The organism is Neptuniibacter sp. (genome assembly GCF_024231755.1).
Taxonomy (GTDB): Bacteria; Pseudomonadota; Gammaproteobacteria; order Pseudomonadales; family Balneatricaceae; genus Neptuniibacter.
In genome coordinates, this window is sequence record NZ_JAAEQH010000015.1 from 1 (window position 1) to 15,728 (window position 15,728).

Genomic DNA, 15,728 nt, shown 5'->3' on the forward strand with positions numbered 1-15,728 from the left:
AAGATGCAACGTACGAGAATGTAGCGTACGAAGGTGATGTAACGACTACTATTACCGATGCATCGGATCCAACTGATCCACCGGAAGAGCCAGACACAGGCGTAACCCTGAAACTGTTCGCGAAACTGGAAGATGGCACGCTGACAGATGCCAACACCATCGCAGAGCAGAACGATGCGGGTACAGCGGATATCACAGCAACTTATGTTGTCCTAGCCGTTGATGCAGCGGGCAACCCTCTAGCCGCTGGCGATCAGCCAGGTGGTACAGTGACTGTTAACGTAGGTGATGCAGGCGATACAGCTAGCACAGCCGACTACAACTCTGCAGCGTCTCGTACAGAAACTGTGGGCACTGAGTTCACCATTACTTCAGCAGACGATGCCCTGGCAGATAGCGGTGAAACCTTCAGCCTGGGACTGGCAGACGGTTCCTGGAGTGAAGATGCGACTTACGAGAATGTAGCGTACGAAGGTGATGTAACGACTACTATCACAGATGCATCTGATCCAACTGATCCACCGGAAGAGCCAGATGTAGGTGCAACAGTATCTATCTTTGGCCCAAGCACAGTTATCGAGGGTCAGCCAGCGACATATAGCATTAGTGTTGATACTGCGCCTGTTGAAGACATGGATGTAGTGGTAGTGACCGGTTACATCGCAGGTGAAGCTGATTCTAATGACTTTACCGCAGTGACTCAGACGGTAACGATCAAAGCGGGTGATACAGTTCCGCGTGATGCGCTTGGTAATGAAATCACCATTACGGTGAACACTACCAACGACTCTGTTGTTGAACCTGATGAAGACTTCCGTGTTGAAATTCAGAGTGCTACCAACGGTGGATTCGAGAGTGTTGAGATTGGTGATCCAGTAGTAACAACTATTCTGGATGATGATGACGCTCCAGACATTCTGAACCTTCAGAATCTGGCAGTATCGGAAGAGGGCCTGTTTGGAGGCTTGGCTGATACGACTGGTTCAGATAATGAGATCTCACCTGCGGATACTACTGATGATGTAGACGCTACGGGTACACTGAACTTCACTGATGCTGACAATTCAGGTACTGACTTCACAATTGCGCTTAGCGGCCCAGCAACAACTATCAAGTCTGATGGTGTCGATGTCACTTGGTCATGGGATGCTAATGCAGGGGTGAATGGCGTACTTACAGGTACAGCCGGTAGTGTTGAAGTTGCTACCATTACTTTAGGTGCAGTGAGCAGCAGCAACGGTTCTCACAGTGCTAATTACACGGTTGAACTTAAAGCGCCTGTTGATCACCCAGAAAACAGTAATGAAGATGTGTTGGCACTTCAGTTTGGTGTAAGTGTATCTGATGGTGCTAACCCAGCAGATACAGGCAGCTTCATCGTTAATATTGAAGATGATATGCCTATCAGTGGTGATATCAACGACACTATTACCGTACCTGTTTCTCAGGTTAACGTAATGCTTGTTCTGGATTTCTCCGGAAGTATGGCTGGAGCTGAATTAACAGCTATGAAGGCTGCGGTAACAGAGATGCTGCAGGCTTACGAAGATACCGGTGATGTGCTTGTTCAGATTGTATCCTTCGCAACTAGCGCATCTGTCCGTGATGATGGCGGTTGGATCAGCGCGAGTGATGCTATTGATTTCATCGATGGCTTAACTGATAGCGATATGGATGGCTGGACAAACTATGATGATGCGCTTGCTAAGGCAGAAACTGCATTTGCTGAAGATGGCAAGATTGATGGGGCTAACAATGTTTCATACTTCCTGTCCGATGGTGAACCAACTGCCTGGGTAAATGATAACGGTACTATTGGTGATCCAAACAATCCTGGTGAAAACACCGGTACTGTGGGTATTGATGCTGGGGAGCGTGCGGATTGGGAAGCATTCCTTACCACTAACGATATTGATTCCTACGCTGTTGGTTTCGCTGGTGCAGATGTAAGTGAGCTTGAACCGATTGCTTACAATGGCGCTGATGGTGCAGAACGTCCAGCACTTGATGCTACAGCTGCGGGTTCGGATCTAACCGACACTCTGCTGCAGACTATCATTCAGCCTACAGTGGGTAACTTGTTCGGTTCTCTTGCAACTGGTGGCTTTGGTGCTGATGGTGATGGACATGTGACCTCTATCGACGTAACTGTTCCTGATGGAGCGGGTACTAAAGTCATTACCTTCACTTATGACGGTACTACTTTGACTGATAACAGCGTAGCTGGTGATAACGTTGTTGTGACTGGTAGTAGCTTCACGGTAGAAACATCTAACGGAGGTATGCTAACGGTTGATATGGCGGATGGAGATTACAGCTATACTCCTGATGCAACACTGACTGGATCTATTACCGATACCTTCCTATTCTCCCTACAGGATAACGATGGCGATATCTCTACAGGTAGTGTGAATCTGAATGTTGAGCGTGAGATACCGCCAACTGCAGAGCTGGTATCCAATAGTAACGCTGTATACGAAGCAGATATGTCTACCGGTACTAATAGTGCAGGTAACGGTGAAACTGCTACAGGCAACATCCTAAGTGATGACACTATCCCAGCAGGCTTCTCCCTGACTAATGTGACCATCGTTGGTGGTACAACGGTTGAAAGTGGCAACACTATTACAGTCACAACGGCAGAAGGTAATACTCTGGTTGTTAATAAGACAACGGGGGCTTATACCTACAACCTGTTGAATGCTGTGGACCATGCTACATATACGCCTAGTGGTAACACAATCACTCTGGATTCCGATGACTTTAATAGCGGATTTGATGGTTGGACGGGTACCAACATCATTATTGACGGTGGTAGTGATGGTTTGCGTATTGATGGTAATGGAGATACTGCGACTAAAACGTTTAGTTACGGTGATGCTTACGCGGGTCAAACCGTCACTATTGAATTTACAGTGCAAACTCCAGGGTCATGGGAGAGCGACGATAGTGCTGTCCTAACAGCAGGTTCAACCACTTATACAATCAATAATGGTGAAGCTTCGGGTTCACGAAGTGTTGATGTTGTTCTCGATCAGAACGGAGAGATTACTGTTGAAATCCAAGTAAACAGTGATGCTAACAACGAAGATCTGAGGATTGATAACTTCACAATTAGTGGTCCAGAAATGGTGGTAGACGGTACTACTGATACTTTGGTTGATAGCTTCACTTACACAGTGGCAAATCAGTTTGGTGGTAGTGCGGCTACGGCTGACCTGGATATTACAATCCATGATGATGCGCCTATTGCACAGCAGCAGACTGTTGATCTCACTATCGAGCCTGTAACCACGAACTTGGCATTTATCATTGATATGTCAAGCAGTATGAATAATGCCGATCGTGAGTTGGCTAAAGAAGCTGTTGAGGCTTTGGTTGCTGAATATGAGGCTCTGGGTAACGTAAATCTGAACATTGTTGAGTTCTGGGGTAATAACAATACCAACACGGGTTGGGTTGATTCCTCGTATAACTACACTTACCAGACGGGTACTAGTGGTACGGATATCGAGCAAGGCCTGCGTGAAATGGTTGAAGGTTCCTACAGTGGCAACCAGCCTGATGCAGATCAGAATGTTCTGTACTTCTTCGGTGACGGTAATACATATGATGCATATGAGACCGACTTCAATGCTTATACCGGTATTACGAACCCAGCAAATAACCCTTGGGGTGATTTCGTAACCGGTGGATCGATTGACAAGCTGTTTAGCTACAGTGTCAATACAAGTTCTGTTCTTTCTGATATCACGCATCTTGCGGATAATGGTGAGAATCTGGTATCTGCTGATGCGGTGAACATTAGTGATATCAATGACTTGGAGGCAGCTGTTACTGAGACGGCTGGCGTATTCACTGAGGGTAGTTTGCTTGAAGATGTGACCGGTAATGCAATCATTGAATATGGTGCTGACGGTGGTCGAATTTCTGAAGTAACGATTGGTGCTATAACGGTTAATTATGATTCTGCGAACCCAGTTCAGGATGTGCAGGGTGCCCATGGTATCTTCACGTTGGATTTTGAAACTGGCGGTTACACCTATAAGTCAACGACTCTTGGTGGACTGGATGTAACAGAGGTTGTGAATGTCTCCATCACAGATAGTGATGGCGATACTCTGGATACAGTTCTATTGAACATCAATATTAACTTTAGCCCAGAGTTCAACAAGATTACCGGTACTGCAGGTGATGATACTCTGACAGGTACTGATGCTAACGAAAGCATTAGTGGTCTGGCGGGTAACGATATCCTGACTGGTGGTGACGGTGGCGATCTGTTTGTCTGGAATCAGTCTGACCTAGGCACTACAGCATCTCCATATGCTGATGTTGTGACAGACTTCAACACAGCTGAAGGTGATGTTCTGGATCTGTCGGATGTTCTGGTTGACCCAGAGTACTCCATCGGTGCGGTAGAGAATGGTGGTCATCTGCAGTTGCAGATCACTAACTCTACATCTGATGTTGTACAGACTGTTGATGTTCAGAACTTGTCAGTGTCTAACGATACCGACGCGCAAGCATTGTTGAATAACTTGCTGGCTAACGACCATATCGATGACGGTAATTAATCACTAATTGCTTAATCGATTATAAAAAGCACCCTTTGGGGTGCTTTTTTTGTGTCTAAAATCCTCTGGATTCAAAGGGATAAAAAATGCTTCCATAGAGTGATAATTTACCCCTTATCCCACTACTGTTTTTCCGCTAGAATCGAACGCTTATATTTGGATTATTTAGCTGCGGATTAACGCTTAATGCTGTTTAACAAACTCCCTGATAACTTATTTATGCCCCTATCCGGGCAGAATAAACAGGTTTATCAGGCTGTACTGCTTTCGCTGGCCGACCTGTTTTTCGATGAAGATCTGGTTGACCCGTTTGTGCCAAAGGATCTGGTGCGTTCCACAATTGAAGGAGCGGTGATCCGTCTCGGTGTTCGTCGCTGGGAACCGGAAGAAGATGACTCGGAAGAGGAACAGCAAGAACTGCCGCGTTCTACGGCTGAATATACCAGTCGAATCTATCGCCGCCTGGTTAAGACAGGTTGGTTAGAAGAGGAACAGCGGATCTACCGCACCTATGTGCTGTTGTCTCCAGCCAATAGTTTCCTGTTAAGAACACTGGTTTCTATCGCAAATCTGGAAAAGCGCAGTTACGGTGGAGCAGTCCTTAACGTATTGAGTTCCCTGGAAGCTGCGATTAATGATCCGCAAGGCCGTGGTATTACCCTGTCCGAAGCCGCTCAGACTGCGGCAGACTTCAGTGCACACCTGACCGATATGATGCTGGGCCTGCGAGAGTTGAAGATTACTCTGTCGCAGACCAATAATCCGCAAGAGATTGTTCGCAGCTTCTTTGATCGCTTCGTAGAGCATATTCTGGTTTCAGATTACAAAACTCTGAAAACCAAAAATAACCCATTCCGTTTCCGTCAGCAGATTCTTTCCATGCTGCGTGAACTGCAGTTCGATACCATCAAACTGAATCAGTTGGTTGAGCATTATCAGCAGCAGTTTGAAACCGACATCCATGATGCGGAAGCTAGGGTACACAAACATATCAACCGTATTATCCGTATCTTTGAGTCAGTGGATCAGCGCCTGGCGACCATTGATGATTTCCGTTACCGCCTTGAGAAAAGGGTATCTGATACGGTTCGCTACATGGATAAAACCACACCGGGCATGGCATCACGCCTATCCCGTGTGATCGCAGAAATCTCGCAGAAGGATGGACGTGAGATTCCGCGCATCCGTAGCCTGGAAACCGTTGGCTTTATTGCGCCGGGTAGTGTGCGCTCTCCAGTTAAGCGCCGTACGCCTGCTGAACCAACCGTGATCACAAAGCAAGAGATCGATCCAAAGGTTCTGGAACTGCGTCGTTTATTTAAAGAACATAAAGATCGACGTACCGTTAAAGTTGACCGAATTGAAGCTTATTTGGAGCGTCACCTGATTGGGCGTGAACAGGTTAATGCTTCTGACTTCAGTATCGAAACCATCGAAGATTACATCTGTTTCAGTTATATCCGTCATTTGAACTCGCTGGGTAAAAAGGCGCGCAAAACAGCTGAAAAATACGAAGTACAACTTCAGGAAACATATATCAGTGTGGCCGACATGGTTGAGTGTCGTGACTTCGTGATAACTAGAAAAGATCAAGCAAAGGAAGTTTCAAATGTTAGGTGACCTACAGAAAATTATCGGTCGCAGCGATCAATATCAGGCCAGCGATTTTAATCGTGCGGCAAATCAGCTGCTGACCAACCAGTTCCTCTATGCGGAACGCCCAGGTCATCGTGAAAGTTACTTCCTGGTTGCTTCCCATGTGGACTATTTTACAAACCTGTTTGAAGCGATTGGCTGGACGTTTGTACATCAGCCAGATGAAGCTTACATGGGGATTCTGCCTAAAGGCGAAGAGCGCTTTATGCGTTTGCGTCTTGATGAATCGCTGTTGCTACTGTGTGTACGCCAGCAGTATGAACAAAAGTTGGAAAGCTTTGAGGTTGAAGCAGGGCAGGCCTATACCAGCACGGATGATCTGCTGACTCTATACGAGAATCTGACAGGCAAAGAGATCCCGAATGAAACGCGTTTGAAAGAGATCCTTTCTCTGTTCTCCCGTCACGGTGTGATAGAGCGTGGTAAAGCTGATGAGATGGACCCGAAGAATATCCCGTTGAAGATCAATCCGGTTATCCGTCAGGTGGTGGTTGAAGATTATATCCGCCAACTTGAAGCACTCTGCGATCCTGAAGAGCAGATCGAAGCGATGCTGGATGAAGCGGTAGATCAGGCAGAAGTGACTGCTGATGACGCTGAAGAAGAGCAGCAAGAGAATGAAGAAAACAGTGTTGCAGTGAATGAGACTGAAAATGTTGCAGCGGAAGAGGTAACTGCAGAATGAAACAGCTAAACCGAATTATCCTGGTTAACTGGTATGTTCTGGGTGCCGTTGAAATCCCTATTAAAGGTAACGTTGCGGTAGTTGGCCCTAACGGTTCCGGTAAATCCTCTCTGTTGGATGCGATCCAAACTGTATTGATGGGTGGTAATAAGCGCCACCTTAGCTTTAACGCCTCTGCTGGAGAGAAGAGTGAGCGTAGCCTGCGTACATACTGTCTGGGCTTTCTGGATGATGATGGTAAGAAAAATACCGCCCGTCACGATTCTCTCTGTTATCTGGCATTGAGCTTCTTCGATACTGAAACAGCAAAAGAAACCACAGTAGGTGTAGCGATCAGTGCATCCACGGCATCTGCTGACGAAGATGTACTAGGGCGTTTTATCCTGCCAGATTGCTCAGTATCTCTGGATGACTTTACAGATAAACAGGGTGCTGGCCGTCTGCCTAAAGCCTGGACTGAAGTACGCGACAATCTGATGAAGCAGTGCCCGGATATGATTCTGGAGAAACGTTCCAGTCGCTTTGTCCGTGAGCTGGTAACTCGTCTGAGTTATGACGAGCAGATGCCGAATGATGACGATAAGTTCGTTAAAAACTTCAAGAACGCACTGAAGTTTGTGCCGATTGATAGCCCAACGCGCTTTATCCGTGAATTTGTACTGGATGAGAATATTGTCCACGTTGGCGCTTTCCGTAAGTCTCTGGACGAATACCGCTTAATGGAGACTAAAACCCGTGAAGTGGCTAACCGTATCGGTGAACTAGAAAAAGTTCAGGAGCTTTGCAACGGTATTCAGCGCAACGTGAAAAATGCGGCTGAATACGAATGGGTTGTACATGAGACCCGCTTTGAAAATGCGGATCTGCGTAAAGAAGATGCGGCTGAACGTCTTGAAGATAATCAGGAAAAAGAAGAAACTCTGCAGAAAGAGCTGGAAGCTAAAAGCGAAGAGCTTAACCAGATCATGCAGAGCCTGGCAGATGCGCGTGCCGAGCTGAATACTTCTGATTCGGCGCATAAAGTTAAAGCGCTAGAATCCTCTATTGCTGCTAAGACTCATGAAGTGAATGTGGTGAAAGAGCGTATTCAAGGCGTGTATAGCTTGATGCGCACCACAGTAGGTTTTGCTGATAATGCCGATCTGCTACCAGAAAAGTTCGTGCCTGTGGTTCAGCAGTGTGTTGAACAGTGGCGTGCGGGTCAGGACATTATGGCTGATCTTTGGCCGCAATCTCCGGTTGAAGTAGACAACGTTCTCGAAAACCTGAAGCTTCAGGTGGAAGGCGTACGTCGTGAAGTTGCACGTCGTTACGAACACTCAGTTATCCGCATCAACGAACTGCGCTCAGATATCCAAAATCAGAAAAGTGCCGTGGAAGCACTGAAGCAGGGCCGTGCTCCAGTTCGTCGTAATACCCGTGAACTGATGGAGCTACTGCAGGACTATGGCATTGAATCCACACCGATCTGTGAGCTGGCTGATATCAACGATGACAAATGGCGTATTGCGATTGAGTCTTTCCTTGGCGCTCGTCGTGAAGCGTTAATTGTTGATCCGGATCGGGTTAAAGAAGCGATCACGCTTTACCGTCGTAAAGGTCGTCATCTGAAAGGCTGCCGTATTGTTAACACCACCAAATCCGGTGAGTGGCTTAATCGTTATAAAGCAGGCTCTCTGGCGCACTTTATCGATACCGATAATGATCATGCCCGCGCGTTTATGAACCGTGCCCTGGGCGGCGTGATGGCGGTTGAAACAGAAAATGAACTACTGCGTCAGGAACGCGCCTTGACTTATGACTGCATGTTGCAGACAGAAGGCTCAACTACCTCGATTAATGAACTCCAGCCAATCATGGGTATTCGCCGCCGTTCCGATCAGGCGGCTATGCAGGGTAAACAGGTTGATCAGCTGGTTAACGAGTTTACTGAACTGGGTAAAAATCACGATTCATTGGAAAAACTGCGTGATGCTCTGATCACGTTGAATAATGGTCTGGATAACATCAATGAGCGTGTATTTGATCTGGTTAACCAGCGTGAACAGCTGACGACTGAGATTGATGGTCAGCGTCAGGCAATCACTGATCTACGTAATCAGGACGATACAGGCATCCAACAGCGTATCGCTGATTTTGTGGCTGACCAGAAAGAAGCCGAGCAGATGCAGCGTAGCCTGATGGATAAGTTGCAGAAAGTACGTACCTCTATCATCAAAGACAACGCTGCTCTGGAAGTGTACGACCAGGAACTGGAAGAACACTCTGCTGCGCGTACTGTTTGTGAAGAGAAAGCTGAGTTTGATGCACAGTCTGCTCAGGAAAAACGCGATTACCTTGATGAGTCCTGCTCTGGCGAGCTGGAACGAATCATATTTGAAGCAGCGAAGAAGGCTCAGTCTGAGCTATCCCTGCATGAGAAGAAGAAAAACGCGGTACGTGATGGTGTAGCGCAATACCGTGCGAAATACCACGGTGGTGGTCTGAGCCATCAGCAACTGGATAAGATTACTCCGGATTCTACCCACGAAGAGCTTTCATCCTTTGTCGATGATACGGTTCAGGCGCTACAAGAGTCTGAACTGGCTAACTACAGCCAGAAAGCAGAACGTGCCCGTCAGGAAGCTGAGACCGCATTCCGTTCTGACTTCGTGGCGCACCTGAACGACCAGATCAACAAGATCAAGGATATGATCCGTGAGCTGAACCAGCATCTTAAAGGGCGTCCGTTCCACAAAGAGATGTACAGCTTTGAGATGATGCCAAACCCGGAATTGAAAGATATCTTGGAACTGGTTGAAGCTTATACACAGATCGATTCTGCGAATGTGGGCTCACTTTTCGATCTTAAGTTTGATAACGACAAACCGCATCAGGACGCCCTGGCGAAAATCCATGAAGTGCTGAAAGATGAAGGTGAAAGCAGCCTGCTGCAGGATTACCGAAACTTCTATAACTTCGAGCTGGTCGTTAAAGATCTGGACGGTAACCGCAAGACGACTCTGTCTCAGCGTATCAAAACCGGTTCCGGTGGTGAGCACCAGGTACCATTCTATGTGGCGATTGCTGCAGCAATGGGTGCAACCTACCGTCTGCGTGAAGGCAGTGATGGTCAGCCTTTAGGTGGTATGAGCCTGTCCGTATTCGATGAGGCGTTCAACAAACTGGACTCCGAGAATACAGTAACCTCGCTTGGCTTTATGAGTGACCTGGGTTTGCAGACAATTATTGCTGCACCCGATGAGAAGTACTCTCTACTCAGCTCCTGCATGGATACCATCATCAATGTATGCCGTGATGGCCGTGTCGTGGATCTGGATGTTGAGTTTCCTACGCAGAAGGGTAGGGAGTTGCTGAATTCAGATAATCCGTTGAAGCTGATGGCTGAGATGGAGGCGGAAGATGCTGAACGAGTAGAAGAGGATGAGATGTTGGAGCCGGTTTAAGGGTTTAGCTTTCTTGTTTTTGGTGAAAGGCGCTTCGGCGCCTTTTCTTTTGAACCTTGAACCAACTACAAGTGTTAGTAGGCGCCTATGGCACGTAGATATTGTGTCTGAAACACATCTCTTTAGATATTGTGTCTGAAACACATCTCTTTAGATGTTAGTCTTCGTTTCGCCGAAAGCGAGCAGGGGTATTTGTTTCGGCAAATACCCCTGCACCCCAAAGCCGACCCAACTGTTTGGTTGGCTTCGCCAACTACCCTGTGCGCTTCAGGTTTAATCGGGGCTGTAGAACTCGACTTCTTCGAAGTCTCAAACAGGCTTCGCCCTTTATCGATTAAACCCTGCAGTGCTCGGCTGCACAGATGGGAATTGTGTGGTGCCATAGTTTAGGTTCAGGTTGGGAAATGGGAGACCTGACCCCGGGTTTTCTGAGTTTTTCCTGAGCATCTTATTATGTGTTTATAGGATAAAACTTCCCAGCTCTCCGTCTTCAGAAAGTGTAAAGAATGTACGATTTGCTTCACTGATATAGTTTTTATAAACCTTAATATTTGGGCTTAGTGATTTTTGATTAAGAAGCTCCGCTAGCATTACAAGAAACTGTAATAAAACTTTAGCCTGATCAACAGCCACCTTCTCACCTGCAATCGTGGAGAATGGCATAAGCCTACCCTCAACTTCTGCCCATTCTTTATTATTCTTTTTAATAAGTTCCAAGTCCTTACTATTTATATAGGCATCATTTTTTACAAACGGCATCAGTAATTTGATAATTCCTTTCTTTGGGTGGTCAACCAATAAACCTTGATCAAGAGCGAATAGGTGGGTTGGCCCGATATCATCAGAACTTGGGTCAAACCAGCCTGAAAATGTATCGAAATTTGAAGTTGTGGAGGAATAGGCGAAGATAAGCCCTAAAGGTGGCGTTGTTGATTTTGTAAGAAAAAGCGGCGTATCTGCTTTTATTTCGGTAAATGGCTCAGTTATAGGATGACGAAATTCTTCTTTTATATATTCTAAGGATTGAGCTGAGCGGATGTTCGCTATTGCATCTTTTGTTTTAGTGCTATCAAGAGTTGTTTTAACCTCGATTGTTGCGTATACAAAGTCCACCGGGAAAAACTTTGCGCTAGTTAGGGAAAATATTTCTGGGTAATTCACAGCATCAAAGATGACAATATCGCACTGTTTACTTTGAGTGCCAGATTTGTCGACTACAATTCCAGTGCCAACCCCGTACTTTTTAGGAAGAAAGTTACATAATAGATCAATGAGTACTGACTCATTGCCGACACCCTTTACTCCTTGATGATCAAACATCCCATTTATAGCGTGCACTTCTGACTCAACACGAGCCATTATTGCTTGATAATAGCTATCAAATACTTCCATATTAATTAACACTCTGAATACACATAACGCTGCAATCACCGAAAAAAAGGCGCGCAGCGATTGTTTTATCCGTGTGCGTTGTCTTGTTAGAGCTAATTCTCATTTAATCTCCGCCTTTAGCCCCACATATGAAGACTGCTTTTCACGGAAAGGCCTTATCCTTCTACAGCCTGCACCCAAGAGCCCCTTAATCAGAGGCCCAGGATCAGAAATGTTATCAAGTACTATTGTGAGCGAGGACACTAATGCTCGTTCGATAATTTGTAGAGTGTGTTTTTGTTCGACATTTGCTATGTATATAGACCGCGCATCTGGAACCAATGCTATTAACTCGCTGAAAGTCTTGGCCGCCAAGCACTGACCCGCACACACACCCTTCTTATCGATTCTTTCAACTTGGATTTCACACTCTACAGGCTTATAGAATGCAGTCAGTATAGGATAATTGTCAGCTTCTAAATCGGACTCCAAAGGGTCAATTTTAAATGTGAATTTAGTTCTGTCCCAGCTACGAAACGACGACGATTCATCAATCACGACGCGAACAGAAATTGACGGATTAACTCCCTCATTCGATTCAAAGATGTTTTTTGGGTCCGATCCGTAATAAGTCATAAGCTCTAACGCCCAACATAAAGGGCAGACAAAGCAGTGCTTTGGCTGTCCAAGCCCGTAGGGCGACTTTTGATGTTTTTGTTACACGTCACCGGCTAATTCTTCCAATAAATGTTTGTGCTCTGAGCCAGTCTGTAAAGCATTCCAGATCTGTAAAACTGTCTCCCGATTCCTATCAAGCCAGCTAGATACATCACTGTCATACCTTTTAGGCAAGTCCCCTTCAATTCTCTCGCCTGATTCAATTGCGTAACTTGCAGCATGATGCTGCCTACCATAGTCAATATGAATATGTGGGAGGTGGTGACCTTTTTCTTGGTATATTTTAATTTTCATGTTTTTTCTCTTTATTAAGAGAATTTCCATGAAACCACTGCCTGAAGAACAGGTCTGCTCGGTCAGCGAGTCTGTTTGCGCAAAAAGCCTTTGCAGCTCTTTAAATTCTTCTTCAAGGCTCATATATCATCCATTGACGCGCTTGTTAGCTGTGACATTACTTAAATAATTCCTCTATTCTCTGAGATACGGCGTCAAATACCATTTCACGCTCAACTTCATCAAGTAATCCAACCGGTTCATCAGGAGAATTAATTGCTTGAAACTCATTTAGATTGACATCTCTGGTAAAACGGCATGGCTTCAGAATAACGGGGATAATTGTAGCGCCCTCGCTATTAGCTTTTTGAAGAAGTGGGGGGAGCTCATTATCCACGATAAAATCAGAAGCCAAAAAATCTGCACTCACCAACAAGACGGCTGCCTTAGCGCTGGTTAGAGCTTTTTCAATTTCCTTCTTCCACCTGTCGCCAGCCATTAACTGAGTGTCAACCCAAGCATCAATTAGTTCTTTTTTCTCAAGGGGTTTTAGATGAACAAGCAGCCTTTCTAAATACTTCTTATCTTGATGGCTGTAGCTAATAAATACTTTTTTTCGCTTACTCTGGCTACGTACGGAATCAATATCATTTTTCTTCCTTTCGGGGATAGCAATATGATATTCATTTATATCTATTTCGAGAGCGGTTAGAACAGAATATAGCTTTGGCGGCGAAACTTGATACCCCCTTTCTATGCGGGATAAGGTCGCTCGACTCATGTTAGCTACCCTTGAAAGCTCATTAACCGACATTCCTCGATCAAGCCTTGCCTGACGAATTGAATCAGCCAATCTATTCCAATTTATTGAACCGTATTCCATTCTTTCTCCTGCAGCTAACAGTTAAATATCTAGACAGATCGACACAATTAATTACGATAATCTGAGCATATATCACAGCGGAAAATATTGAGAAAGATGGTTAGATCTTTGAGTTGCATAAACTTTCCTTGTCTGAGGCTTTCTCCATCATGGAGAAAGTTACAAAATTGTCCGTATATCCTTGCACAACCCATTGATGAATTAAACACTGTTCAGAATTACAGCATTAGATCTGCTTCAATATCACTTCACCTAGGCGAGAAAAAGTATGCAGGAAAGTAAGGGGATAGGCTCCCACACCATCAAACTAACTATTCTGGCTTCGCCGATTAATGCGGCCACCAATCAAACTGGTGCTTCGATTTTCAGTGAAAAAGAGCTCACCCTTGATGACTACAGCGGCCTGTTTATTACTCCAAGAATAGAAGCAGAAAACTTTCGCCATCGATTCAGCAGGTCTGATTACAAAAGTGATTGGCATATGGCGGGTGACCCTACACTGATCATCATCCGTTCCGGTACGTTAAGAGTTGGTTTACGCAGTGGTGAGCAGAGGGATTTCAGTGCCGGTGATATGTTTGTTGCGCAGGACTATCTGCAGCCAGAAGAAGATTTTGATGACCAGGTTCATGGTCATAATGCGCAGGTTGCTGGAAATGAACCAATCGAAGCGCTGCATATCAAACTCTCAGCCCGTTACGATATTGATTGAACTGCTGCTGAGTGACCAATGACCCAGAAAACCCTCTTTGCCCGTTATCTTAAAGACCTGCCTGAAGGCCAGTTGCAATGGATTGGGCTGCGTCCCGGTCATAAGCAGGAGATGCGTAGTGTTGAATCGGTACAGGCGATTGCCCGGTTGGGTTTAGAGGGTGATCACCGTTGTTATAAAACCCCTGATTCGGGGCGGCAGGTCACGCTAATCTCTACAGAATTTATCCATATTATCGGTACCTACACGGGGTTGGGGCAGATTCAACCTGCGCTGCTGCGCAGAAATCTGGTGGTGAGTGGAATTAACCTGAATGCACTTAGGCATCAGCAGTTTCGTATTGGTGGAGCTCTGTTTGAGGCGACTGCACTTTGTCATCCTTGTAACCGAATGAATCAAACCTTAGGGCAGGGCGGTGCTGCTGCGATGTTGGGATACGGTGGATTGTGCGCGCGTATTCTTGAGTCTGGCGAGATTCGCTTAGGTGATAGCTTATCGCCCGTGATTAGCTGATGGGCGGAGTTAAGCTTTTTTCTTCAGGCGCGGCTCAGGCCATTTCAGTTCAGGGATCAGGCTGATAAAAGGCTGTTTGCCCCTGAATATATGCAAGCGCCCTTTATGTGGCTGGCCAATACACTGCTCTACAGGATCAAGCAAAATCATCTGAATCTCTGGCAGCGATGGTGGAGGAGAACCACCAAACACTTTGCCGTGTGATAGCGCTTTCTGCTCATTGCGCAGGTCTTTAAACTGCTGGTTGCTGATCAGACAGCTTAGCGCGTGACTATCCCAAACGTCTGGTTGAGCTGAAAGAGGTTTTAACAGGCCAATGCTATGCGGTGCGACGATATGTTTCTCGCGGCTGAAATATTTTCTTACGGTCAGATCGGTATGCACTTTCAGCAGAGAGTTATCCCGCACGTTACTGCCAAAATCCATCTGTTCCATACCCTGAATAATGGCGTGCAAATCCCAGTTACAGGCTTTGATCAAACGCCATACCGGCTCCATGCTGATACGCGAACCCAGACTGTATTTGATACTGTCGTGGATAAGCGTGCCTTTAGGCAGCAGGGTGATTTTTAGAAAGGTAGACTGAAAGTCGAGTAAGCATTCCGGCTGTTCAACGAAACAGTAAGGCGCTTCTCGGCGGCAGAATTCCATCCACTGATCGCGGGTGTTGAGAGTGGGCAGAACAGGGATGATCACAAGACGCCTTCAAAAAATAACTGTTATCGGTTTAACCATAAGGAACCTACGAATAAGTCTCATACTTTTTCAGTGGGTTATAAAGCGACCAGATACGCGAAAGTCAGCGCAGTGAAATGTCGAGACCTTTTCAAGCTGACTGACAAAGTAGATGGTCGTTTTAGAACCCACCCTACGGGGCTTACAGAGCAACTGAATCACTTTGTTAATGATTTTCGACAGGCAACCAGCATGCCTG

General features: G+C 46.0%; 10 protein-coding genes. 6 read left to right on the forward strand and 4 right to left on the reverse strand.

Going from position 1 to position 15,728, the window contains the following annotated elements:
• From GY843_RS00455 to GY843_RS00470, 4 genes are all read left to right on the forward strand, one after another.
• Positions 1-4,577 (forward strand): VWA domain-containing protein (locus GY843_RS00455; RefSeq protein ID WP_297305749.1); only part of this gene is annotated, 4,577 nt, incomplete at its 5' end.
• 186 nt (positions 4,578-4,763) lie between these two features.
• Complete coding sequence (locus GY843_RS00460) at positions 4,764-6,197, forward strand: Wadjet anti-phage system protein JetA family protein (RefSeq protein ID WP_297305750.1); 1,434 nt, start codon at positions 4,764-4,766, stop codon at positions 6,195-6,197.
• Entirely contained in the window at positions 6,187-6,918 is a 732-nt protein-coding gene (locus tag GY843_RS00465) for a DUF4194 domain-containing protein (RefSeq protein WP_297305751.1), read from the forward strand. The genes GY843_RS00460 and GY843_RS00465 overlap by 11 nt, the downstream gene beginning before the upstream one ends.
• Positions 6,915-10,364 carry an SbcC/MukB-like Walker B domain-containing protein gene (locus GY843_RS00470; protein WP_297305752.1) on the forward strand — a complete coding sequence of 1,150 codons (3,450 nt, stop codon included), beginning with the start codon at positions 6,915-6,917 and terminating at the stop codon, positions 10,362-10,364. The genes GY843_RS00465 and GY843_RS00470 overlap by 4 nt, the downstream gene beginning before the upstream one ends.
• A 459-nt stretch (positions 10,365-10,823) precedes the next feature.
• On the opposite strand, the gene GY843_RS00475 is transcribed toward GY843_RS00470, so the two are convergent.
• From GY843_RS00475 to GY843_RS00485, 3 genes are all read right to left on the reverse strand, one after another.
• Positions 10,824-11,756 carry a DUF6602 domain-containing protein gene (locus GY843_RS00475; protein WP_297305753.1) on the reverse strand — a complete coding sequence of 311 codons (933 nt, stop codon included), beginning with the start codon at positions 11,754-11,756 and terminating at the stop codon, positions 10,824-10,826.
• 696 nt (positions 11,757-12,452) lie between these two features.
• Positions 12,453-12,830, reverse strand: coding sequence for a DUF4160 domain-containing protein (locus GY843_RS00480; protein WP_297305754.1), 378 nt, complete (start codon positions 12,828-12,830; stop codon positions 12,453-12,455).
• A gap of 34 nt (positions 12,831-12,864) precedes the next feature.
• Complete coding sequence (locus GY843_RS00485) at positions 12,865-13,569, reverse strand: TIR domain-containing protein (protein ID WP_297305755.1); 705 nt, start codon at positions 13,567-13,569, stop codon at positions 12,865-12,867.
• A 268-nt stretch (positions 13,570-13,837) separates the two neighbouring features.
• Between GY843_RS00485 and GY843_RS00490 the strand changes: the two genes are divergently transcribed.
• Positions 13,838-14,281: a hypothetical protein gene (locus tag GY843_RS00490; protein ID WP_297305756.1), complete on the forward strand. Its 444-nt coding sequence runs from the start codon at positions 13,838-13,840 to the stop codon at positions 14,279-14,281.
• Positions 14,282-14,299: 18 nt separating this feature from the next.
• On the forward strand, positions 14,300-14,794 hold the full coding sequence (locus GY843_RS00495; RefSeq protein ID WP_297305757.1) for an MOSC domain-containing protein: 495 nt from the start codon (positions 14,300-14,302) through the stop codon (positions 14,792-14,794).
• Between the two features lie 9 nt (positions 14,795-14,803).
• Here the strand turns inward: GY843_RS00495 and GY843_RS00500 are convergent, their stop codons facing one another.
• The gene (locus GY843_RS00500; RefSeq protein ID WP_297305758.1) at positions 14,804-15,490 is read right to left on the reverse strand and encodes a hypothetical protein; all 687 of its coding nucleotides are present in this window, start codon (positions 15,488-15,490) and stop codon (positions 14,804-14,806) included.
• Between the last annotated feature and the right edge of the window lie 238 nt (positions 15,491-15,728).